Source organism: Bradyrhizobium sp. LA6.8, from assembly GCF_040547935.1.
GTDB lineage: Bacteria > Pseudomonadota > Alphaproteobacteria > Rhizobiales > Xanthobacteraceae > Bradyrhizobium > Bradyrhizobium barranii.
In genome coordinates, this window is the sequence record NZ_JBEPQQ010000002.1 from 1,221,981 (window position 1) to 1,242,236 (window position 20,256).

The following is a 20,256-nucleotide window of genomic DNA, read 5'->3' on the forward strand; positions in this document are numbered from 1 at the left end:
ATACTGGGGATCACATGCAGACAGCTCTTCGTACGGCCCTTCCCGAAACCGAGCTCGCCAGCCGCGCCAATTTCGTGCCGCAGGCACGCGTCGTGCGCGAGGAGCGCCCGGCGCAGACGACAGGCCTGCCGCTCAGCATCCGTGGCTTGCGCAAATCCTACGGCGACAACGAGGTGCTGCGCGGCATCGACCTGCACATTCCCGCCGGCCAGTTCGTCGCTATCGTCGGCAAGAGCGGTTGCGGCAAGAGCACGCTCTTGCGGCTGATCGCCGGCCTGGAAAAGATCGACGCCGGCAGCATCAGCTTCGGGCAGGATGTCCAGCCCGAGGACATCCGCGTGATGTTCCAGGAGCCACGGCTGTTGCCCTGGGCGCGGGTGCTCTCCAATGTCGAGGTCGGTCTCGGCCGTAATCGCTCATCCAGTGATGCGCATGCGCGCGCCGAGAAGGCGCTGACCGAGGTTGGGCTGACCGACAAGCGTGATCAGTGGCCGTCGGTGCTGTCGGGCGGCCAGAAGCAGCGCGTTGCGCTCGCCCGTGCGCTGGTCTCCCATCCGCGTGTGCTCGCCTTCGACGAGCCGCTCGGCGCGCTGGACGCGCTGACCCGCATCTCGATGCAGCGGCTGCTGGAGCGGGTCTGGCGCGACCAGGGCTTTACCGCGATCCTGGTGACCCACGACGTCGCCGAGGCCGTCGCGCTGGCCGACCGGGTCCTGGTGATCGATGAGGGCCGGATTGCCCACGATGTTACGGTTAACACCGCCCGGCCGCGCGAACGCGGCTCCGCCGAGCTCGCAAGCCTCGAAGGCTCGATCCTGAGCCATCTTTTGTCGGCGGACGATCGTACCTAAATACAGGGGAACCCCGCTTCGGGGACCATGCCATGAATGTAGTGCCTCGCGATCTCATGACTGAAACCGCCGTCTCGTCCGCCGATTTCCGCGGCGCCATGCGCCACCTCACCGGCGGCGTCAGCGTCATCACCGCCGGGCGGGGCAAGGACATTACCGGCATGACGGTGACCTCGGTGACCTCGCTGGCGGCCGAACCGCCGACGCTGCTGGTCAGCATCAACCGCGATGCCTCGTCCTTCCCGCTGATCCGCCGCTACGGCGCCTTCGGCGTCAACATCCTCGCGGCCGACCAGCTGGACGTCGCCGAGCGTTTTGCCGGCAAGGGCGGCCTGAAAGGGGCCGATCGCTTTGCAGGCAGCCAGTGGGTCACGGCGGTCTCGGGCGTTCCGCTGCTGGTTGGTGCATTGTCCGCGGTCGATTGCGAGGTCGAGGAGATCGTCGAGCGCCACTCGCACGGCATCGTCATCGGCCGCGTCAGGAGCGTCAGGAATTCGACCCGCAATGCGGCACTGGCCTATTGGCACGGCCAGTATGTGGCGGTCGACCAGGACGAAGACGCGGCGAGGCTCGCCGAGGTCAGCGTTCCCGCCCGCGGCCTGCGCGGCGTTTGATCGCCGCGCTAGGGCGGCCCGCAGGCTGGCCTTTTCCCCGCCATCGCTCTAGAAGCGCCCTGAGCCGCCCCGTCCGGGACGGCCATGGAGCGGAACGATGAAGCGCGTCGCCACCTGGGCCTTCTACGCCATCGGCGCGCTCGCGATCGGCTGCCTCGCGCTCTACGCCTATGCGATGTTCAGCGGCCAGCCGATCGTGCCGGGCGACCCCATCCACATCTTCCGCAAGCCGGACGCGCCGAGTTATTCGTGACGGCTCTCTCGACTCGTCATGGCCGGGCTTGACCCGGCCATCCACGTGTAACCACGAATGACGAGTCTCGTAGGGTGGGCAAAGGCGCTCTTGCGCCGTGCCCACCATCGATCCGCGACGACCGAATTGGTGGGCACGGCGCAAACGCGCCTTTGCCCACCCTACGGCACCTTCGCTCACCCCCGCAAAATCGCCAGCGCCAGCGCCTGGGCGCGCGGCACGATGCTGTCGAGCTCGAGATATTCCTCCGGCGTGTGCGCGAGCCCGCCGACCGGCCCGAGGCCGCAGATGGTCGGTGTGCCGACTGCCGCGGTGAAGCCGGAATCGGCGCAGCCGCCGGAAAACTCGCCCTGGAGCGTGGTGAGGCCGACCTGCTTTGCGGCGGCTTGATAGCCTTCGAACAGTACCTTCGACTCCGTGCTCTGCACCACCGGCACGAACTCGCCCTTCACCGTGAGCGTCGCGCTGGTACCCGGGACGTAGGACGTCGCGATGATGGTCTCGATCGCCGCCATGATCCTCGCACGATCCGCCGGATCGACGTAGCGCAGGTCGATCTGGCCCTCGGCTGAGGGCGCCGTGGTGTTCACCGACTGCCCGCCCGAGACGAGACCGACATTCAGCGTGATGCCCTTGTCGAGATCAGTCAACGCGTGGATCTGGACGATCTTGTGCGCGAGCTCGCCGATGGCACTGATGCCCGCGGCGAAATTGGCACCGGAATGCGCGGCTTTGCCGGTGATGGCAAAGTGCATGAAGATGCCGCCCTTGCGGCCGGTGACGATGTTGCCGGTCGGCCGTCCCGGCTCGGAATTGAACACGGCGCGTGCGGCGCGTCCCTCGCGCTCGATCACCGGGCGCGAAGAGGGCGAGCCGATCTCCTCGTCCGAGGTGATCAGCACCTTGATCGGATGCGGGCTGCCGCCGAATTTGTGGAAGGCGGTCGCCACGAAGATGTTCATCACGACGCCGGACTTCATGTCGGCAACACCGGGTCCATAGGCGCGCTTGCCCTCAATCGTGAACGGACGCCGTCCGGCCTCGCCCTTGCCGAACACGGTGTCGCGATGGCCCATCAACAGCACCGGCTTCTCGTTGCTGCCGGGTTTGGCGACATCGGCATGGATCGCATCGCCGAAGGTGGCGTTGCTCTCGCGCCGGAACGGAATGCCATGCTCGGCAAAATGCCGCTCGAACCGCGCACCGACCGCATCGACGCCTTCCTTGTCGTAGGATCCGGAATCGATGTTCACGACATCGCGCAGCAGATCGATCATCGCCTGCCGCTGCGACGCCAGCCAGTCCGTGATTTGAGCTTCCGACATGTGGTTCCTCGCGTTGTTCTCACGCGGGGTTATAGGGCCTGACGTCGCGATGGCCTAGTCGGCTAGCGCGGTCCCGTTATGCGAGGAGCGCTCTCAACGCCGTCATTGCGAGCGTAGCGAAGCAATCCAGCTATCACCGCGGAGGAATTCTGGATTGCTTCGCTGCGCTCGCAATGACGAGGTTGGCAGCCTGCATCCAAAAAAATGCCCGGGACCAGCCCGGGCATCTGCATTCTTTCGGTAGGGGGAGAGACTTACGCCCCCACCATCGGCATCCGCGGATATTCGCCCGGCGTTCCCGCCGGTGTGATCGGGATGCCGCCGTCGGAATATTCGTTGAGCTTGTTGCGCAGCGTGCGGATCGAGATGCCCAGGATATTCGCGGCATGGGTCCGGTTGCCGAGACAGTGCTTCAGCGTCTCCAGGATCAGGTCGCGTTCGACGTCGGCGACGGTGCGGCCCACAAGCGCCCGCGTCACCTGCTCGGCGGCCATGGTCGCATGCGCCACGGCCGGCGCGGTCTTGGCGAGGTCGAGGCGGTCGCCATCCGGGGTGAGGATCGCGTCGGGGCCGATCTCGTCGCCCTGCGCCATCAGCACCGAGCGGTGCATGGTGTTCTCGAGCTCGCGGACGTTGCCCTGCCAGCGGTTGGTGGAGAGCACGCGGCGCGCGTCCGCGGAGATCGGGCGCACCGGTACGCCGTTGGCTTCGGCATATTTCTTCACGAAATGCTGGGCGAGCTCGAGGATGTCGAGGGGACGCTCGCGCAGCGGCGGGATTTTCAGGTTCACGACGTTGAGGCGGAATAGCAGGTCCTCGCGGAACGTGCCCTCGCGCACGGCTTCCGCCAGGTTACGGTTCGAGGTCGCGATGATGCGGATGTCCACCGGCACCGGCTTGGTGCCGCCGACGCGGTCGATCACGCGCTCCTGGATCGCGCGCAGCAGCTTCGATTGCAGGCGGACGTCCATCTCCGAGATTTCGTCGAGCAGCAGCGTGCCGCCGGTCGCTTCCTCGAACTTGCCGATGCGGCGCGCGATCGCGCCGGTGAAGGCGCCCTTCTCGTGGCCGAACAGTTCGGATTCCAGCAGATGCTCGGGGATCGCGGCGCAGTTGATCGAGATGAAGGGACGCTTGGCGCGGGCCGAGCGGGTGTGGACGTAACGGGCCAGCACTTCCTTGCCGGTGCCGGATTCGCCGGTGACCATCACCGAGGCGTCGGAGCCCGCGATCTGCTGGGCGAGCTTGATCACCTTGGCCATCGCCTCGTCGCGATAGACCAGCTCGCGGGAATCGTTGGCGACTGCGGCCAGCACCGCGGCGATCAGCTCCGGATCCGGCGGCAGCGGGATGTATTCCTTGGCGCCGGCGTGGATCGCGGCGACCGCGGCGCGGGCGTCGTTGGTGATGCCGCAGGCGACGATCGGCGCGTGGATGTGCTCGGCCTCGAGCCGCATCACGAGGTCGCGGATGTCGAGGGCGACGTCGACCAGCAGGAGGTCGGCGCCCTTGCCGCCGCGCAGCACGCGCATCGCCTGCTCGTGATCCTCGGCGTGGGTCACGGTGGCGCCGTTCTCCATCGCGATCTTGGTGGCGGTGGTGAGCTGGCCCTTCAATGTGCCAACGATGAGAAGCCGCATGTCAGTCTCCTGTCCGTCTGGTCGCGCTGCCGCGCGTCATTCCTTGCGCTACTAGCTGCGTTCGGTCTTGATGATTTCGGTCATGGTCACGCCGAGCTTGTCCTCGACCAGGACGACTTCGCCGCGGGCGACCAGCTTGTTGTTGACGTAGATGTCGATGGCCTCGCCGACGCGGCGGTCGAGTTCGAGCACGGTGCCGGGCCCGAGCTTCAACAGCTCGCTGACGTCCATCTTGGAGCGGCCGAGCACGGCCGAGACCTGCACCGGCACGTCGAACACGGCTTCGAGGTCGGCGGCGGCGCGCGCAGCATATTCGTCCTCGTTGTAGCCGACGTCCGTACCGGTCGGCGGCATCGGGCCGTTGAGATCGGGCAGCGGGACCTGTCCGTCGGTGTCGCTCATGGCTTAGCTCCCCCTGCGGGACGCGATATAGCGTCCGACCATTTCGTCGATCTTGGCCACGATGGCGCCGCGCTCCAGCACGACGCCGCCGTCGGCCCATTCGATCCGGCAGTCGCCGGTGGCGATATCGGGCTCGGCCAGGATCACCAGCCGGCCCTCGAAGCCGCTCTGCTTGGCGAGCCGCTCCATCTTCTCGCGCGCGCTGTCGTAGAGTGCGTCGTTGATGCGCACGACGAGATGCGGCGTCGCGACAAGGTGCGAGAAGCAGTCCTTGACGAGTGCCATGATCTCGCCGAGCGGTTCGGCAGCGACCAGATCGGCGCAGAGCTTGCGCGCCACCGCCACCGCCACGTCGACCGCCTCGGTCTCCATCTTGGTCTCGATGTTGCCGATGCCGGCGGCGACGCCGCGGACACCGATGTTGATCTCTTCCATGGCGAGCGCGACGCGGCGGTCGCTCTCGGCCTTGGCTTCGCGCTGGCCCGCGGCAAAGCCGTCCTGATAGGCGCGCGCCTCGGCTTCCGCGATCTTCTGGGCGATCTCGGCGGCGGTCGCAGCCTTCTCGCGCGGCGACCGCTCCGGCGCTGCGAAGTCGGTGTCGAACAGGAATTTTGCCGGGGCGCCCATCAGTACACCAGCTCGTCGTCGGCGCGGTTCTTGGTCAGCATGATCTCACCCTTGGCGGCGAGGTCCTTGGCGAGGTTGACCAGCAGCGCCTGGGCCTCGTCGACGTCGCGCAGGCGGACCGGGCCCATCGCCGCCATGTCGTCCTGGAGCATCTTGGCCGCGCGCGAGGACATGTTGCCGAAGAAGAAGTTGCGAACGTCCTCGTTGGCGCTCTTGAGCGCGACGCCGAGCTTGTCCTTGTCGACATTGCGCATCAGGGTCTGGGCCGAGCCGGAATCCAGCTTCACGAGGTCGTCGAAGGTGAACATCAGCGCCTTGATGCGCTCCGCAGATTCGCGGTTGTCCTCTTCCAGCGAGGTGATGAAGCGGGTTTCGGTCTGGCGGTCGAAATTGTTGAAGATTTCCGCCATCACCTCGTGGGCGTCGCGGCGGCGGGTCTGTGACAAATTGGACATGAATTCGGTGCGCAGCGTCTTTTCCACGCTCTCGATCACCTCCTTCTGCACCGCCTCCATCTTCAGCATGCGGTTGACGACGTCGAGCGCGAGCTCCTCGGGGAAGATGCCGAGCACGCGCGCGGCGTGTTCCGGCTTCAGCTTCGACAGCACGACCGCGATGGTCTGCGGATATTCGTTCTTGAGGTAGTTGGCGAGGACCTCTTCCTGCACGTTGGAGAGCTTTTCCCACATGTTGCGGCCGGCGGGGCCGCGGATCTCGTCCATGATGCCGTTGACGCGCTCCGGCGGCAGGTACTGCTGCAGCAGCCGCTCGGTGGCGTCGAAATTGCCCATCAGCGCGCCGGAAGCCGACATGCGCGAGACGAATTCGAGCAGCATGTCCTCGACCGTGTCGACCTCGACGGTGCCGAGCGTCGACATTTCCAGCGAGAGCTGGCGCACCTCGTCGTCGTCGAGCATCGACCAGATCTTGCCGCCATATTGCTCGCCCAGCGCCAGCATCAGGATCGCGGCGCGCTTGGGTCCCGTCACCGCTTCGGTCTTGCCGCCCGCGCGGCTGCCCTGGCGGGCACCGAGCGTCGAGATCACGCTGGTGATGTCGTTGGAATTGGCGTTTTGCAGGTTGCCGGCCATGTCAGTTCACTTCTCGATTATTTCGCGGGTTCGGTCAGCCATTGGCGGATGATGGCGACGGTTTCGTTGGGGTTGCGCTCGGCGAGCTCGCCGACGCGATGAACGGACTGGGCATGGACCTGGCCCTGAATGGTGGCGACGTCGATCGCGCTCGCGGCGCCGCCCGGCAGCAGCGCCTGCCCGGCAGGCGCGGCCTCCTCCGAAGCGGCGGGGCCGGCGAGGGCGCCGGAGATCGCGGCGGCGACCTCCTCGGAGGCGAGGATGCGCTTGACCAGCGGCCGGATCACCAGGAACAGCACGACCAGGCCGAGCAGCATCATCACGCCGAGCTCGACGAAGTACATGACGTCGTCCTTGGTGAACTGGAGCATGCCGAGGAAACCGGAGGGCTCGGCGATCGGGGCGGTGGAGGGGGCGTCGGCAAAGCGCAGGTTGACGACCTCGACCTGGTCGCCGCGCTTCTGGTCGAAGCCGATCGCCGAGCGCACCAGGGTGGCGATGCGGTCGAGCTGTTCCTTGGTGCGGTCCGTGTAGGCGAGCTCGCCCTTGTCGTTCTTGGAATAGATGCCGTCGACCAGCACCGCGACCGAGATGCGGTTGACCCGGCCGGCCTCGGTCACCTCGGTCTTGGTGGTGCGGGAGATCTCGTAATTGTTGGTCTCTTCGGTCTTCTTGCTCTGGTCCTTCGCCGTCGGACCGCTGTTCTGCTGGCTGCCCGGCAGCTCGTTGTTGACGGTGACCTGGCCGTTGTTGTCGGCGGTGAGGCTGCTCTCTTCCCGGGTCTGGCTCGAGCGCAGCACGCGGCCCTCGGGATCGAACTTGTCCGAGGTCTGGGTGATCTTGTTGAAGTCGAAATCGGCGGAGAGCTGGACGCGGGCGCGGCCGGAGCCGACCACGGAGGAGACGATGTCCTCGACCTGCTTGCGCATCCGCTTCTCGAAGGCGGTCCGGCGCTCGTCGCCGACCGCCTGCTCCGGATCGGTCGCGGCGCCGTCGGCGAGCAACGAGCCGGCCTCGTCGACGATCGAGACCCGCTGCGGCTTCAGCCCGTTGACGGCGGAGGCGACGAGATGGCGGATGGCGCGGATCTGCTGGGCCTCAAGCGAGCCGCGGACCCGCACCACGATCGAGGCCGACGGCTCCGGCGCCTCGCGCGAGAACAGCGGGCGCTCGGGCAGCACGAGGTGGACGCGGGCGGCCTGGATGCGGTCGATGGCGCGGATGGTGCGGGCGAGCTCGCCTTCGAGCGCGCGGAGATGGTTGATGTTCTGGACGAAGGAGGTGGTGCCGAGCGCATCCGACTTGTCGAACACTTCGTAGCCGACGCCGCCGCCCTTGGGCAGGCCACCCTCGGCGAGCTTCATCCGCAGGCGGGTGACCTTGTCCTTGGGCACCATGATGATGCTGCCTTCATTGCGCAGCTCGAACTGGATGCCCTGTCGCTCCAAATCCTTGATAATGCCGGAAGAATCTTCGACCGAGAGGTCGGTGAACAGCGTCGTCATCTGCGGCGTGGTCACGCGCATGATGACGAACGCGAAAAAGCCGATGAGCGCGGCGGTGACCGCGATCATCGCCCCGAACCGGGCGGCGCCGATACCCTTCAAAAAGTCCGCAAGACCTTGCAAGCAACCGCCCCGAAGCTTCGACCCGCAACCGAGCGGTCGACTGGGCAATTATTGCCTAGGTGATGGTTTCGATATGGTTAACGAAGGTTAAGAGCTGGGACAAAAGTCGCGCCAAAAGGAAACATGAAAAAAATCGGCCTCGCGGTGCGAGGCCGATTTTCGTCAAAAGCTGCAGATTTCCGGATCGCTTACTGGCGATATTGCTGGATGCGGGTGGTGCGAAGACCCGCCAGACCGTGCTGGTCGATGGAAAACTGCCAGGAGAGGAATTCGTCGACCGTCAGGGTATAACGGCTGCAGGCCTCCTCGAGGGAGAGAAGTCCGCCACGCACAGCGGCGACGACTTCGGCCTTGCGGCGGATGACCCAGCGTTTGGTGCCGGGTGCGGGCAGATCTGCGATCGTCAGCGGACTGCCGTCCGGCCCGATGACGTATTTTACCCTCGGGCGATGGGGTTCTGTCATGGCGTACTCACAAACTCTCAACCACTGAACTCACGCCGTAACCCTACGCGTGCGGGCTTAAAAATCCGCTAAGCCTAAGGCTTCAATACAATTCTCGTTGAAAATGGCTGGAACACAGCCGGCCCGGAGGGCTGGACACCATGATCCGAGCCGTCCGAGCAGGGTCTTCGTAAATACTTTACTAACGAATGGAGCCGGCGAAGCCCCAACTGTCGTCCCGGGGCGCGCGTAGCGCGAGCCCGGGACCCATAACCCCAGCGAGTAGTTTGACGACGACTCGGGGTTACGGTCTCACGCGAAAACGACGTTCTGCGGTCATGGATCCCCTGAGTTCGCGGGGATCACATCTCGTGTGTGGCGAGGCGCGCGCCTTTAGTTGCTGCTGGTGGCGATGATGCTCTTCACCTGGCTCAGGGTGTAGCTGGCGCCGTCGATGGTGAGCAGCGGCGGCGACTGGGTCAGGTCGACGGACGACACCACGCCCTGCACCTGCGCGGCGATGCCGACAGTGTTGTTCGCGACATCCTTGCCGGTGGCCGAGATCGTGTACTTGCCGTCGGGCCATTGCGTGCCGTCATTGCCCATTCCGCTCCAGGTGAAGGGAATGTCGGTGCCGGCCGAGGCGGTATATTTGCCGGTGAACACGGTCTGGCCGGTGGAATTGGCAACCGTGATGTCGACGGTCGAGTCGGTCGGCACGTTGAGATGCCAGGTCGCCGACGAGTTCGTCATGGTCGCGGTCGAGCCGTCGACCAGCGCGGTCTTGCCGACGAAGCCCAGCGCCTGAGTCGCCTGCGTGGTCTGTTGCAGGGTGACGAGCTGGGACAGTGAATCGTTGGTCTTGAGCTGCTGCTCGACGCCGGCGAACTGCACCAGCTGCTGGGTGAACTGGTTGGTGTCGAGCGGATCGAGCGGGTTCTGGTTCTGCAGCTGCGTCGTCAGCAGCGTCAGGAAGGTCTGGAAGTTGCCGGCCAGCGTCGATCCCGTGCTCGAGCTCAGCGAGTTCGACGAGGACGACTTCGGGACGTCGGTGGTCCCGGAGACGGGCGTCGGGGCGGTGGCGGCATTCGTGGTGGTCATGTTCGAATACTCCTCACACTCTGATGTCGACGCCGCTGCTCGATCCGAGCATGCGGCCGTAGCCGCGCCCGACGGGCGCCGCAGCAACGGTGTCGTCTTCGCTGATGATCAGCCGGCGGGCATTGCCGCCATTGTCGTTGTTCTGGCCGGAGTTCTGGCCCGATGAATTCTGGTCGCGCAGGCTGAAGGACAGCCCGTTGCTGCCGGTCTTGAGGCCGGCATCGTCGAGCGCGCGCTGCAATTGCGGGGCGTCCTGCCGCAGCATCTGCAGCGTCTCGGGCTTCTCGACGGTGAGATGCGAGGTGACCTGGCCGTTGCGGTCGACGTTGATGCGGACGTCGATGCGGCCGAGGTCGATCGGATCGAGGCTGATGTCGAAACGCGTCTTGCCGGCGCGCGCGGCCGCGGCGATCTCGACCGGCACGCCGCTGATCGGCACGGGCGTGGAATTCGCCGCGGTCGCGGTGAGCGTCGCGGTCGATGCGGTCGCGGCCGACGTCGTATTGGTCAGCGGCGCCTGGATGGCGGAGGCGGCCTGCGCGCCGGTATCGGTCGTGGGCACTGCGGCCTGCGTGTCGGCATGCGCGTGCGTGGTTGCCGTCGCCAGCGTTGCGTCGGAGCGGTCGGAGGCGCCGGTCTTCGGGTCCGTCGGGTTCGCCTCGGCCTGCGGCTTGGCGGCTTGCGCATGCGCGGTCGTCGCCGAAGTCTGCGTGGCGTTCGCCTTGCCCGCGTCCTGGCCGATATTGGAGACGTCGCTCTCGCGTTGCGCGGTCGCGACGGCCTTGAACGAAGGCTTCGGCGTGCCCTGGTCCACGGCGGCGACCAGGCCGCCATTAGTCTTGGCATCGGTCGCGGTGCCGTCGGTCGTGCCGGTGGCGGCATCGCCCAGCGTTGTCGTCGTGTCGGCATCGACCTTGGCACCCGCGGTCTTGGCGCCCTTGTCACTCGTCGTGGTGGTATCGGTCTTGCCGCCTGCGATCTGCGCCGCGGTCGAGGCGCTGGCGGCGATGCCGGCGGCCGCAATGGTCAGCGGCGAGGCGGCGGCATCGCCGGTCTGGCTCGCGGCCGCGTTCGGATCGACCGGCACCGCGGGCGGGGCAACCACGATGGCGTTCGGATCGGGCATAGCGACCTGCGCCGCGTCGGGCTGCACGGCGGCATCGGCGGTGGCGGCAACTGTGCTGTCGGTCTTGTCGCCCTTGGTATTGTCGGCTTTATCCGCCGATTTGGCGTCGGAGGTCTCGGACTTGTCCTTGGTCGGCTTGGCCGGATCGGCCGTGGCGTCGTTCGCGGTGGGGGCCGATGTGTCGGTGTCGTCGTTCGCCTTGCTCTGCGAGGGCTGGTCGGTCGCGGCGGTATCGCGCGGGCCATTGTCTGGGGCGGACGACGACTCGGTCCGGCGCGGCGCGGTGTCCTGCGGCGGCGCGTTGTTGCTGATCGCCTGGGTGTTGCTGTCGACCAGCGAGCCGAAGGAGTCGTTGCTGGACGTGTCCTTGGAGCTCTGCGACCGGGCAGGCTTTTGCTGCGCGCTCTGGACTTGCACGCTGGCTGCTACGTCTGACGCCCGACCGACCACGGAAAACCTCTTGGAAACATCTTCGGCATAGAGGTAGCAAGGAGCGGGCCAGCTTCCTGGAGATCTATTTTATCTAGCAAAATCAATTAATTGGGTGATTTTCGCCGCCGCCGCGAGGAACGCAAGAGCCCCGCCATTTCTGCCTCCCCGGCAAGAATTGCCCTAAGCGGCCGCCCGCGTGATTGCTTCACCGGAATGCGGCCTATATTAAAGAGCTGCTCTCAGCCGCTTTCGACCGGGCAGTCGTGCCCCCGGGGGAACCAAAGTTCCCGGGGAGCGTCGATGTCCCGCCGGAAGCCGAAGAATGTCCAAGTCATCGCGGATCGCGAACGCCGCCGTCACAACGCTTTAAGGCCCATGCTGAACAGTCTGGATCTCGAAGGCCGTCCTGAGGACACCAGGGTCGTCGTTGCCATGTCGGGCGGCGTCGATTCCTCGACGACGGCTGCGCTGCTCAAGGCCGAGGGCTATGACGTCGTCGGCATCACGCTGCAGCTCTACGACCATGGCGCGGCGACCCACCGCAAGGGCGCCTGCTGCGCCGGCCAGGACATCCACGACGCCCGCGACGTCGCCGCCAAGCTCGGCATTCCCCATTACGTGCTCGACTACGAGGATCGCTTTCGCGAGTCCGTCATCGACAATTTCGCCGACTCTTACGCGCTCGGCGAGACGCCGGTGCCGTGCATCGAGTGCAACCGCTCGGTCAAGTTCCGCGACCTGCTGAAGACTGCGCGCGAGCTCGGTGCGCAGGCGCTCGCCACCGGCCATTACGTCGCCTCGCGCCGCCGCGACGACGGTTCGCGCGCGCTGGTCTGCGCCGCCGACAGCGATCGCGACCAGAGCTACTTCCTGTTCGCGACCACGCAGGAGCAGCTCGACTTCCTGCGCTTCCCGCTCGGTGACATGACCAAGCCCGAGACGCGCGAGCTCGCGCGCCGCTTCGGTCTTGCGGTCGCCGACAAGCACGACAGCCAGGACATCTGCTTCGTGCCGACCGGCCGCTATACCGACATCATCACCCGCCTGCGTCCGAACGCGATGGACCCCGGCGACATCGTCGATCTCGACGGCCGCGTGCTCGGCCGGCACAACGGCATCGCCAATTTCACCGTCGGCCAGCGCCGCGGCCTCGGCATTGCCGCTCACGCACCGCTGTTCGTGGTGCGGCTGGATGCTCCGGGCCGCCGCGTCGTCGTCGGCCCGCGCGATGCGCTGAAGATGCACCGCATCGTGCTGCGCGACGTCAACTGGATCGGCGACGGCGATATCGACCGCGCCATCGGCGCCGGCCTCGAGATGTTCGTGCGCGTCCGCTCGACCCGCAGCCCGCAGCCCGCCTGGCTGCGCGGCGGCAACGGCCATTACGAAGTCGAGCTCGTCGCCGGCGAGGAGGGCGTCTCGCCCGGCCAGGCCTGCGTGTTCTACGACGCGCCTTCGGGCCAGGCGCGCGTGCTCGGCGGCGGCTTTATCCAGAGCGCCGCCGCGAAAGTCGCAACGAGCACTGCGAGGCCGCTGGTGGAAGCGGTACGCGGCTAGAAAATTTCCGGGGCAGGGGGCATGGCAGCAGACATCTCGCGGGCCGGGGTCGAGAAGGCCTATGGCCGCTGGGCGCCGGTCTACGATCTCGTGTTCGGCAAGGTCTTTGACGCCGGACGGCAGTCGACCATCGCGGAGGCCGACCGCATCGGCGGCCGCATCCTCGACGTCGGCGTCGGCACAGGGCTTTCGCTCTCCGACTATTCGCGCACCACGAAGATCTGCGGCGTCGACATCTCCGAGCCGATGCTGCGCAAGGCGCAGGCGCGCGTGCGCGCGCTGCGGCTTAGCAATGTCGAGGTGCTCTCGGTGATGGACGCGAAAAACCTCGCCTTCCCCGAAAACTTCTTCGACGCGGTGGTGGCGCAATATGTCATCACCGCCGTGCCCGATCCCGAAGGCACGCTCGACGAGTTCGTGCGCGTGCTCAAGCCCGGCGGCGAGCTGATCCTGGTCAACCACATCGGCGCCGAGAGCGGCCCGCGCAAGCTGTTCGAGCTCGCCTTCGCGCCCATCGCCCGTCGCCTCGGCTGGCGGCCGGAATTCCCGTGGGACCGCCTCGTCAACTGGGCCGCCAGGCACCGCGGCGTCACGCTCGCCGAGCGCCGTCCGATGCCGCCGATGGGGCACTTCTCGCTGATCCGCTACGTCAAATCGTAACGCGATTTGCGGAGATCGCGCCGTCGGCGCGCTGTCGCCGCGCTACGCGACCTCATCCTGAGGAGGCCGCCAGCCGCGGGCGTCTCGAAGGATCCGCCGCAGGGAAACCGCCAGCCATGTTCCAGCGCTTCAATTCGCCGTGCGTCGGCCGGAACCTCCGCATGGCCGGGGACGTTTCCCTCTCATGCGCACGACATCAAACATCATCCTGGCCAGCCTCCTGATCGCCGCCTCAGGCAGCGCGATCGCGCAGGCCCCGCCGCGACCTGCAACGCCGCCGCAAGCGACCGCGCCGCCATCGGCCCAGCACGCCGCCAATTGCATGCCGCAGGACCGCCCGAACCGCGCCACCGCGCCCGATGGCACCACCACCGGCCAGTCCCGGGAACCGCTCGGCGACAAGCTGGCCAAATCCGACGGCGTGCTCTGCCCGCCCTCCGGCGTGGACCCTGAGATGCATGCTCCGGCCCCCTCTACGGACGGTGCCATGCCGGTCATCCCGCCCCCCGGCAGCCCCGGCGGCGACCCGACGGTCAGGCCGAAATAGGCTGATTCTGCCCTCTCCAATCTCGTCATGCCCGGGCTCGTCCCGGGCATCCACGTTCTTGGGCCGGCGGGCGTGGTGGCCAGGACAAACCCAACTATGACGGATTCAGCGATAAATGGGCCAGTATTCACAAGCCGGCTTGCCCCGCCGTAGCCTCGGCGAAGGCGGGAAAAGGCGGTCCACTTTGCTTGACAGCCCGCCGCCCCCTTCCTTATATGCCGCGCGTTCGCGAGATCGGCCTTATTCGGCCCTCGCGACCCTGTGGCGGGGTAGCTCAGCTGGTTAGAGCACGGGAATCATAATCCTGGGGTCGGGGGTTCGAGTCCCTCTCCCGCTACCATATTGATTTGATTTGCATTTCCTCAGATTTTTGACCTTGAATGTTCGCCTTTTTGAAGGGCGGCAGACGCGTCCGTACAAAATCCGTACAACTGAAGGGGCGGAGTTCAGCCTTGCGGTAGTAGTGGCAGGCCAAACACTCTGCCGGATGCGCACCTCGCGTTTGTGCCGCTGGCGGAAATTCATGTTCAGGCTCGGTGTACCGGGGGGCGTCAGGTGTCGCCGTGCGGCAGCTATACTAGCCAACGGCGTTGCGGCCACCTTCGGGATTGGTGATCTTTTCCTCGACGATGCGTGCTTGGGCGACACCCGACTGTACCAAGACATCTAGTGACTTGAACAACTCATCGACCCGGTCAACCAGGACAGCAGCATGCGACGTGGCATCGTTGGCTAGGGTACGATCGAGCCAGGCGCAAACACGGCTGCCAATGTTCTTTTCTGCCCAGAAATTCCGGTCAATGCCGTAGGCCGAACACCATGCCGTCATAGCTTGAACGACGAAGGGAGTGAGCGCCTTGTCGTGCGACGATTCAATCAGGTTCAAGAACAAGGTTGCCAGATAACCTGAGCTGGGGGCGCCAACGACAAGATCGGTCAGCGTTGCCATGGTTGCTTGCAAGCCTGGCCAATTGACGGGGATTGTCGGACGTGCGGTCCCGGCCCAGCGCGAGGGCTGGTAGAACATCGCGGTCAGAGCATCGCCGGCATGCGTTTCGCTGTTAAATCCCTTCTCCCGCCCCAAACGCCGATAGTTCCAGGTGAGCTTGATGCGGGCAGCAAACAATTCACGAACATGGGTCGGATTCTCAGGATCGCGCGTATCCGTTGCCACCGTCGCGCTATCATACCCGCGAAGGAAGGACGCCATCGCGTCATGAAAGGCTTCGTCCTTGAAGCTCACGGTACGATTCAAAAACAGGTCGACGGCTTCCGCGTGCGGCAGGGCGACACTCAACACCCCGATAAAATTGAAAAACGCGATGTTCCAAGTGTCCGGTCGATGATCGCGCTCGCGGACGACTTCGTCATGCGGACCGTTCGCCTCGTCGGTCCATGCCATCAAGTAAACAGCGAGGTCCTTAACCCAGGCAGGCACGTCGTCGATTGTGAAACGAATGAGATGATGTGCAAGCTTGGCGAGCGCTTGCTCATCGACATAGTGGCTCGGCGGCTCGTGGTCGTCATCGTCGTCTTCAATGTGTCCATCGTTGCCCAAGCGAATGCCCCGACGCGGCGCCGCATGCCACGACGCCAGCTGGGGCCATGACGGTTCCGCGCCGTCTCCGTCAAGCCAACGCCGTTCGATGTGGATCGCAGCATCGATCGCTTCGCGGTGAAGGCGATCATTCGCCTTCTGCTGCTCAAGACCTAGGACTCGGCGCGGATGGACCGCGCTGACCATGACGACGCGGATGATGGAGCGCGGAATTCGATCGTTCACCTCACTAAGGCGCAACAGGCTCTGAGCCAGCGCTTCCAGCACCGCAGGGTGCTCGTACGCTGATAGCTCTAGGATCATTTCGCGCATCGTCTTGTCCTGATCTCTCAGGAAGACAGAGATGATGCCGAGCGTGGCAGAAGCCGTCGTGTTATGTTCAATCTGATCGTTGCCGCGATATTCGCGGTCGTTTTGTGCCGATGCTGTCAGCAGGATTGGGCGCGCCCAAGCGAGTGTGTCCTCACGATCTGCGGCTTCATAATCGCGCGCGGCAAGCGCAGCGGCCATTACTACAGCTCGCCGGTTCCATTCCGCGTCGTAATTCTCGTCATCCTCGTCTGACTTAGGTTCGACATCCAAGGGCTGCGCTCTCGCCCACGCGAGCGCTTCCTGCAGGAGAGCCGGCGTCGATTTGTTGGGCTCAAGGAGGGCAGACTTGATGCGAAGGCGGATATTCATGCGCTGAAGGTCGGCGTTCGCTCGCGATGCTTGATCGTCTCTCGTCTGTTGCTCTTCTGGAATTTCCTTGAATTGGTAGCCCTCGACTTGCCTGCCGTCCGGCAAAACCCCTCGTACGGCCTCCCAATTCTCGGCATCCGACATGCGCAAAGCCCGCTCGGCTAGTGCGCGCAGGCGATCATTTCGATCATCATTGTCATCGGCGGCGGCTCGGCCACCGATCTCGTCACGAGCTTGTTCGAGGGCGGCCCGCAGGAGTCCGAGGGCCGTCGTATCGTCGCGGAAGGCGTAACGCCCAATCATATCGAGCAAGCGGGTTCGGCGCGACGGCTTTGCGTTGAGGTCCACGCGAAGGGCCGCTTGGATCTGCTGTCCTCTCGTACGCGGTAGACGATTGACGCCGGAGATGTCCTGCCTGAAACGGTCCTCATCGAATTGAAGCAGTTGGGGATTGGCTGCCATGGGCCAAGCTGCATCGGCGGCGGCCGACCAATGCGAGAGAGCAAGGTCGATCGCGACAGAGAGAAACGCAACGCTTGAGCCGTTAGGAACAAGAATATCGTTGACGACATCGCTGAACGGGCGTCCAGCCTCAATTTGCAGATGGCCCCACGCTTCGAGCGCCATCAAGGCGGTCGTTGCTATGCGCGAGGGAGCCGAGACGCGCGCCCAGCGATAGACAGTGAGATCGCCCTCGAAAGTTTTCTCATTGTCAGGAAATCGGATCGTCAGCTGTGCAAATGGGGTTCGCTGCTCCTGGTAGTGCTCACGTCGCCATTGCGTCGCGTGCTCGACAAGCCCACGTACGAGCCGCAAGCCGTCCTCGCGGGAAGCGTTCAGAACCGAGAGGAATGGACCACCGTCGGGCGGCGTATCCAGAAAGACATGCTCGTGAATCTGGAACGGACCGTAGTCGCGACGCCGCGAATAGTAACGGTCTTCATCATCCTTCTCGATCACGGTTCCCAGCACAAAATCCGCAAATGGCCCAGGGGCCGCTTCAGGCAGCATCCCGGGCGACTGAAGGAGAGTTTGCTGATCGTGATAGTTGATCGGTTGCGCATTGATAGCGTTGAGATATTGAGCTGCGGCAGCCGGATTTAGGTTCGCGAAAGTGAACGCGATCATCCGGATTTCGTCACGCACATCGCGCGGGTGATCGATGTTGAGCTGCGGCGGAGCCTCGCTGATGTCGTTGTAAATGCGATGCGACAGCCGGGCCTCGATCAGAGCGAGCCAACCAAACAGAATATCGACGATCTGGGCGTTGATCGGGTGATTGTGAGCGTGCGTTACGGTCAACCAGGCCTGAAACACCTTTACGACGTCCGGAATGAGCCCGGTCGGTAAAGACTTCAACGAGATCGTGAGCCAAACCACAAGCGCGGCCCAGCCCGGGCCTTTCGGCGCGATCAGATCGCCTGCGCCGGCCGGAACGGATATGTCGGGCCGCATACGCGCGACCAAGGCGGCGAGAGGCTCGGACTCTACTGCGATCATCAGCCGAATGACTTCGCGCAGACGGCGCCCACCTGACTCCAGCAGAACGGGCGTCAGCGTCACAAAATAGTCTAAGGCATCTTCAGAACGGGGAAGTGCCAGCAATATCGGGCGCTTCCAGCTCCCATGGCTGCCTTCGCGCTCTACAATGGCCAGCAATGCAAGCCAGCGTTGCCCAGTAGGATCATCCACCAACACTAATCTTGCTGCTATCTCCAGCCCGCGCCCCAGGACGGTCGGCAGCGGCCGATCCATCGGCTGCATCGCCAATAGAGTGGCGTCTTCATAAAGCTGGAAGCCAATCGTCCAATCACGCAGAACATCGTGGCGGAACGTTACACTAGCGCCTCTGATTTCCTCGCGCAGACTTTCGAGACGCAACAACTCGGCGATGGTCGCGGAATCGAGATTGTCGACATTGAAAGTTGCCTGCGATGGATTCGAGACCGCTTGCGCGCCGATTGCACGCAGCAGCCTCAAGCGCGCGAATCTACGGTCGTCCTCGGGTCGTCCACCACCGTAACGCCACCACAGGCGCGCGAGGTCAAGTTCGGTTGCGATGCCGGCGTCCTGTCCGACACCGAGTTCGACCAAGCGCGACAGATAAAAGAGGTTTTCAGAAATTCCCTTTGCCGGATGGCCATCGGCCAAAATCAGAGCAAGTGCCTTGTTCTGCGAGGACAGCTCGGCTTTTTCCTCATCCGACAAGGCCCCAACCATCAAAGCGCCGATGCCTGCCGTTCTTGCGCGCGCGGGAAGTTTCGTTTTCCAGTCACCACTTTCGACGCCGCAGGTTGCGACGACGCGCCAGCCCTGACTCCGGGCCGCTTGCGACAGCAGATCGGTGACTGTGGCCCATTCGCCTGGATCGTCTATTTGGTCGATGTTGTCGACGAACAGTACGGCTCCGCCACCCGCCCCAAGCTCATTGAACAATTCTGCCTGCGAACCCGCCCAGCCGATCGTGTGAGCCATCGCGATCCAACCGCCCGGGATGATCCTGCCGCGGCGCAGAGCCAGGACGCAGCTCTCCGCTTGCAGGCGCACAGCGAGATGCTTCATGATCGCGGATTTGCCGACACCGGGCCGCCCCTGTATTAGCATCACGGGATGCTGGTGGAGGACGTTGTACGCTTCATCGATCAGCCGGTTTCGCGCAAGGCGCACACCACCAACGGTTTCGTCGATTTCATCGAGCGCCTGCTCAGCGGCTTCCGTCAGGCGCTCATAGACAGGACGCACATAGGGATGCGCCGTAAAGCGAATTCCATGCCGCTGCTCGAGCGTCGTGACGATCGTAGGCCGATCCATTGCGCCGGCCGCGCGAGCGTTTGCGCCAACAAGATCGATGAGAACCGGCCAGAGGTCGTTGGCGCGGTCAGCCTGGTCGGGGGCGAGTATCCAACGCAAATGTTCGCGCGCCCGATGGTCGTAGTCCGAGCCGATTGACTCAAAATCAAAGACCAGAATCTGGAAGCGACGAAGCAGCCGCCAGACCGTCTCCTGGTCCGTCGGCGCGCCGGCCAGTGCGAGGTCGGCGCGAAAGACGTCGACGAAGCTGCGCATCGCGTCTGATGCGAAAGTCGGGCGGTTGATATGGGCGGCAAAGGTCGCGCCATCCGGTAATTGGCGGGCCCAGTGCAAGGCTTCCTGGCAGGCTTGCTCGATGCGCGTTGTCGTTCGCGCGATCGCGGCGGCCAGCTCGTATCGGCTGGTCGCGAAGTCAGGCTTCTGCGCCGCTTCCCAGATTTGTCCGACGACGTCGCGAAATTCGGTGTCGGAGGCGGTGAAGGTCAGGCTGCGTTTGACCTGGATCTCCAGCGTGGCCGGGGAGCCGTCGCGATTGACAGCCTTGACCACCACATCGTCGAGCGGGTGCTCCGCGACCCGTTGCTGAAAGGCGACGCTGCGGACGATTGCCCCGGGAAGGCCCCGCGGCTCGCCGCCCGACAGCAGCGGCAGAACGTAGAATGCACCAACCTTGGCCTCGAACTGAGGCCCAGCCCCGCCCGTCGCCGCCGGGGCTGCGATTTTGGCTGGTTGGTACGTCTCCTTAGACGAGAGGGACATTGCCAGATTTTAGAGTCAAAGCGGGAACACAACAACGGATGCCGCTAGTTTTCCTATGATATCCCAAGGGTGGTATGACGTTGGGAATTCGTCGCGCCTATGTTGCGCAAAAGCGACGAGCGACCGAATGAGAGCTCTGTACGAGCTACG

The 20,256-nt window shown here is 64.6% G+C and carries 16 protein-coding genes and 1 tRNA gene; 7 read left to right on the forward strand and 10 right to left on the reverse strand.

The features are described from left to right. Positions 1-14: 14 nt before the first annotated feature. The 3 genes from ABIA90_RS12885 to ABIA90_RS12895 all read left to right on the forward strand — a co-directional run bounded on the left by ABIA90_RS12885 (position 15) and on the right by ABIA90_RS12895 (position 1,718). Positions 15-851 carry an ATP-binding cassette domain-containing protein gene (locus tag ABIA90_RS12885; protein WP_071909822.1) on the forward strand — a complete coding sequence of 279 codons (837 nt, stop codon included), beginning with the start codon at positions 15-17 and terminating at the stop codon, positions 849-851. A 32-nt stretch (positions 852-883) separates the two neighbouring features. Then, positions 884-1,465: a flavin reductase family protein gene (locus ABIA90_RS12890; protein ID WP_354120129.1), complete on the forward strand. Its 582-nt coding sequence runs from the start codon at positions 884-886 to the stop codon at positions 1,463-1,465. A 97-nt stretch (positions 1,466-1,562) separates the two neighbouring features. Then, positions 1,563-1,718: a hypothetical protein gene (locus ABIA90_RS12895; RefSeq protein ID WP_354120130.1), complete on the forward strand. Its 156-nt coding sequence runs from the start codon at positions 1,563-1,565 to the stop codon at positions 1,716-1,718. A 176-nt stretch (positions 1,719-1,894) separates the two neighbouring features. On the opposite strand, the gene ABIA90_RS12900 is transcribed toward ABIA90_RS12895, so the two are convergent. The 9 genes from ABIA90_RS12900 to ABIA90_RS12940 all read right to left on the reverse strand — a co-directional run bounded on the left by ABIA90_RS12900 (position 1,895) and on the right by ABIA90_RS12940 (position 11,551). After that, complete coding sequence (locus ABIA90_RS12900; RefSeq protein WP_354120131.1) at positions 1,895-3,043, reverse strand: M20 family metallopeptidase; 1,149 nt, start codon at positions 3,041-3,043, stop codon at positions 1,895-1,897. A 254-nt stretch (positions 3,044-3,297) separates the two neighbouring features. Then, the gene (gene flbD, locus ABIA90_RS12905; RefSeq protein ID WP_028153246.1) at positions 3,298-4,683 is read right to left on the reverse strand and encodes a sigma-54-dependent transcriptional regulator FlbD; all 1,386 of its coding nucleotides are present in this window, start codon (positions 4,681-4,683) and stop codon (positions 3,298-3,300) included. 51 nt (positions 4,684-4,734) lie between these two features. Next, the gene (fliN, locus tag ABIA90_RS12910; RefSeq protein ID WP_018318401.1) at positions 4,735-5,085 is read right to left on the reverse strand and encodes a flagellar motor switch protein FliN; all 351 of its coding nucleotides are present in this window, start codon (positions 5,083-5,085) and stop codon (positions 4,735-4,737) included. A gap of 3 nt (positions 5,086-5,088) precedes the next feature. Further along, entirely contained in the window at positions 5,089-5,712 is a 624-nt protein-coding gene (locus ABIA90_RS12915; RefSeq protein ID WP_063981200.1) for a FliH/SctL family protein, read from the reverse strand. Continuing rightward, positions 5,712-6,803 (reverse strand): flagellar motor switch protein FliG, encoded by a 1,092-nt coding sequence (fliG, locus tag ABIA90_RS12920; protein ID WP_028153248.1) that lies wholly within the window; start codon positions 6,801-6,803, stop codon positions 5,712-5,714. The genes ABIA90_RS12915 and fliG overlap by 1 nt, the downstream gene beginning before the upstream one ends. Before the next feature lie 17 nt (positions 6,804-6,820). Further along, positions 6,821-8,431, reverse strand: a complete 1,611-nt coding sequence (gene fliF, locus ABIA90_RS12925) for a flagellar basal-body MS-ring/collar protein FliF (RefSeq protein WP_071909826.1) — start codon at positions 8,429-8,431, stop codon at positions 6,821-6,823. Positions 8,432-8,619: 188 nt separating this feature from the next. Then, positions 8,620-8,895, reverse strand: a complete 276-nt coding sequence (gene sciP / locus ABIA90_RS12930; RefSeq protein WP_002714638.1) for a CtrA inhibitor SciP — start codon at positions 8,893-8,895, stop codon at positions 8,620-8,622. A 372-nt stretch (positions 8,896-9,267) separates the two neighbouring features. Then, positions 9,268-9,975 (reverse strand): flagellar hook assembly protein FlgD, encoded by a 708-nt coding sequence (locus tag ABIA90_RS12935; RefSeq protein WP_354120132.1) that lies wholly within the window; start codon positions 9,973-9,975, stop codon positions 9,268-9,270. Between the two features lie 13 nt (positions 9,976-9,988). Further along, positions 9,989-11,551 (reverse strand): flagellar hook-length control protein FliK, encoded by a 1,563-nt coding sequence (locus tag ABIA90_RS12940; RefSeq protein ID WP_354120133.1) that lies wholly within the window; start codon positions 11,549-11,551, stop codon positions 9,989-9,991. Positions 11,552-11,908: 357 nt separating this feature from the next. Between ABIA90_RS12940 and mnmA the strand changes: the two genes are divergently transcribed. The 4 genes from mnmA (at position 11,909) to ABIA90_RS12960 (ending at position 14,637) form a co-directional block, all read left to right on the forward strand. Continuing rightward, a complete protein-coding gene (mnmA, locus tag ABIA90_RS12945) occupies positions 11,909-13,090 on the forward strand; it encodes a tRNA 2-thiouridine(34) synthase MnmA (protein WP_063981204.1) in 1,182 nt (393 codons plus the stop codon). A gap of 21 nt (positions 13,091-13,111) precedes the next feature. Next, positions 13,112-13,750, forward strand: a complete 639-nt coding sequence (locus ABIA90_RS12950; RefSeq protein ID WP_063981205.1) for a class I SAM-dependent methyltransferase — start codon at positions 13,112-13,114, stop codon at positions 13,748-13,750. A gap of 184 nt (positions 13,751-13,934) precedes the next feature. After that, positions 13,935-14,297 (forward strand): hypothetical protein, encoded by a 363-nt coding sequence (locus tag ABIA90_RS12955; protein ID WP_135216378.1) that lies wholly within the window; start codon positions 13,935-13,937, stop codon positions 14,295-14,297. Positions 14,298-14,560: 263 nt separating this feature from the next. After that, a tRNA-Met gene (locus tag ABIA90_RS12960) sits at positions 14,561-14,637 on the forward strand. A 237-nt stretch (positions 14,638-14,874) separates the two neighbouring features. Here the strand turns inward: ABIA90_RS12960 and ABIA90_RS12965 are convergent. Next, a complete protein-coding gene (locus ABIA90_RS12965) occupies positions 14,875-20,106 on the reverse strand; it encodes an NACHT domain-containing protein (protein ID WP_354120134.1) in 5,232 nt (1,743 codons plus the stop codon). Positions 20,107-20,256: the final 150 nt, after the last annotated feature.

Excerpts from the sequence above, each read along its gene's own strand:
- mnmA (WP_063981204.1), top strand. The coding sequence starts at position 11,909 with ATGCTGAACAGTCTGGATCTCGAAGGCCGTCCTGAGGACACCAGGGTC.
- ABIA90_RS12890 (WP_354120129.1), top strand. The coding sequence starts at position 884 with ATGAATGTAGTGCCTCGCGATCTCATGACTGAAACCGCCGTCTCGTCC.
- ABIA90_RS12915 (WP_063981200.1), bottom strand. The coding sequence starts at position 5,712 with ATGGGCGCCCCGGCAAAATTCCTGTTCGACACCGACTTCGCAGCGCCG.
- ABIA90_RS12885 (WP_071909822.1), top strand. The coding sequence starts at position 15 with ATGCAGACAGCTCTTCGTACGGCCCTTCCCGAAACCGAGCTCGCCAGC.
- ABIA90_RS12965 (WP_354120134.1), bottom strand. The coding sequence starts at position 20,106 with ATGTCCCTCTCGTCTAAGGAGACGTACCAACCAGCCAAAATCGCAGCC.
- ABIA90_RS12950 (WP_063981205.1), top strand. The coding sequence starts at position 13,112 with ATGGCAGCAGACATCTCGCGGGCCGGGGTCGAGAAGGCCTATGGCCGC.
- flbD (WP_028153246.1), bottom strand. The coding sequence starts at position 4,683 with ATGCGGCTTCTCATCGTTGGCACATTGAAGGGCCAGCTCACCACCGCC.
- fliG (WP_028153248.1), bottom strand. The coding sequence starts at position 6,803 with ATGGCCGGCAACCTGCAAAACGCCAATTCCAACGACATCACCAGCGTG.
- ABIA90_RS12935 (WP_354120132.1), bottom strand. The coding sequence starts at position 9,975 with ATGACCACCACGAATGCCGCCACCGCCCCGACGCCCGTCTCCGGGACC.
- ABIA90_RS12900 (WP_354120131.1), bottom strand. The coding sequence starts at position 3,043 with ATGTCGGAAGCTCAAATCACGGACTGGCTGGCGTCGCAGCGGCAGGCG.
- ABIA90_RS12895 (WP_354120130.1), top strand. The coding sequence starts at position 1,563 with ATGAAGCGCGTCGCCACCTGGGCCTTCTACGCCATCGGCGCGCTCGCG.
- sciP (WP_002714638.1), bottom strand. The coding sequence starts at position 8,895 with ATGACAGAACCCCATCGCCCGAGGGTAAAATACGTCATCGGGCCGGAC.
- fliN (WP_018318401.1), bottom strand. The coding sequence starts at position 5,085 with ATGAGCGACACCGACGGACAGGTCCCGCTGCCCGATCTCAACGGCCCG.
- ABIA90_RS12955 (WP_135216378.1), top strand. The coding sequence starts at position 13,935 with ATGCGCACGACATCAAACATCATCCTGGCCAGCCTCCTGATCGCCGCC.